This window comes from Halorubrum sp. SD612, from assembly GCF_002135005.1.
Genome location: NZ_NEWI01000318.1, coordinates 1 through 1826 on the forward strand (window position 1 = coordinate 1; position 1826 = coordinate 1826).

The window sequence follows — 1826 nt, forward strand, 5'->3', positions numbered from 1 at the left end:
TGTATCGCGCGTTCCCCGAGGGCGGCATGTGGCTCGCGTACCTCGGCGGGTTCATGGCCGTCTACGGCGCCTTCTTCGCGCTGCTCCAGTACGACCCGCGGCGGCTGCTGTCGTACCACATCCAGGCCCAGCTCGGCTACATGCTCGCCGGGTTCGGGCTGGCGACCGCGGTCGGCGAGTTCGCCGTCGTCGGCGGCTTCGCGCACCTGTTCAACAACGTCCTCTACAAGAGCCTCCTGTTCATGGCGGTCGGCGTCGTGGTGTACCGCACCGGCGTCGAGGACATCCGCGAGATGGGCGGGCTGTGGCGCGTGATGCCCGTCACCTTCCTCGTCTACCTCGTCGGCGCCGCCTCGATTACGGCGGTGCCGGGGTTCAACGGGTTCATCTCGAAGGGGATGGTGCTCGACTCCGCCCACGAGGTCCACGAGTACGTCCTGCTCTTAGACAGCGGGCTGCTCTGGTGGCTGCTCGTCCTCGGCGGCGTGGGGACGTTCATGTCGTTCATCAAGCTGGGCTACTACGTGTTCTTCCACGGCTCGGCGACGCTGACCCCCGACGACGCCACGCCGTTCCAGACGGCCGGGATGCTGCTGGCGGCGGGCGCGTGCGTCTTCTTCGGCGTCTTCTACACCCAGCTGATCGAGCTGATGCCGTTCACGGACCTCATCCTCAGCGACGAGGTGTACTTCAAGCCGTACAGCCAGAGCCACCTGACGGAGAGCGCGGCGCTGCTGGTCGCCGGGTTCGTCGGCTTCTTCTCGCTGAAGCGTCCGCTCGGCTGGCTCGCTCACCGGATGCCGGACGTCGACCGCGTCCTCTTCCCGAGCGCGTTCTACCTCGGGCGCAGTTCGGTGTGGGGCGTCACGGAGCTGTGGGCCGCGGTCGACCGCGCGACGATGGCGGTCGCGGGCGCGGCGATGCGGACCGCGGCCGACCCGCGAGAGGCGCTCTCGCGCGCCGGCGTCGACGTCGAGATCCGGGCCGGGATCGGCCGGAGCGTGCTGTTCCTGACGCTCGCGGCCGGCGCCGCGCTGTTCGCCGTCCTCCTGACCTGACGGTCCGAGCGCGGGGCCGGCCCGAGCGTTTCGATTCGTACCGAAACCGGAGAAGAACCGCGAGCGGTCGCCGCTCAGTACTCCTCGTACGCGAGGTTCATCATCCACTGCGAGAAGGCGTCGGCCTGTGGGTCGACCTCCTCCTCGCCGATGAACGGCGAGAGCATGTCGTCGGCCATCAGTAGCGAGAAGTCCAGATCGCGCGGCGCGGGCTCCAAGTAGTAGGTGTTGTGGCCGTCGTAGACGGTGTCCTCCCGCTGGATGAGTCCCGACTCCTCTAACGCCTCGGCGACGCGACTCCCCTTCCGCGAGGAGACGTCCAGTTCCTTCCAGAAGTCGCTCTGGTGGATCCCGCCGGTCTCGCGGATGAGTTCGAGGCCGGCGCGCTCGTCCGCCGACAGGTCGGACTCGATTTCGGACGCGCTCATAGTCTCACACGCCTCCCGAATCGCTTAAAACTGGCTTTCCGGTCGCACGGTCCGCGGCCGCACGACCCCGTCTCATCGGCCGGCGAACGCGAAGTCCCCGGGGATCGGAACCGGTTCCGCCGGCGTCTCGCAGGGCGGCCCGTCGGCGTACGCCATCTCGGGGTCCGAGCCGGTCCGGACACGGGTGAACGAGCGCGTGCCGAAGCCGTCACCGTGGAGGCAGGCGCCGTACTCGTGGTCGGCGAGGACGCCGCTCGCGCGGTCGAGCCACGACGGGCCCGACTCGCCCGGCTCCGGGACGAGCGCGGTCGCGATCCGCCTGGCGCTGTCGGCGCGCTCC

General features: G+C 69.2%; 2 protein-coding genes and 1 pseudogene. 1 reads left to right on the forward strand and 2 read right to left on the reverse strand.

Translation table 11 applies throughout. The features are described from left to right. On the forward strand, positions 1-1058 hold a 1058-nt coding region (locus B9G38_RS16870; RefSeq protein WP_303646251.1), incomplete at its 5' end, for a proton-conducting transporter membrane subunit. A gap of 74 nt (positions 1059-1132) precedes the next feature. On the opposite strand, the gene B9G38_RS16875 is transcribed toward B9G38_RS16870, so the two are convergent. Continuing rightward, entirely contained in the window at positions 1133-1486 is a 354-nt protein-coding gene (locus tag B9G38_RS16875) for a MarR family transcriptional regulator (protein WP_086221137.1), read from the reverse strand. A 72-nt stretch (positions 1487-1558) separates the two neighbouring features. Beyond that, a pseudogene (locus B9G38_RS16880) lies at positions 1559-1826 on the reverse strand (hypothetical protein); the annotation flags it as partial.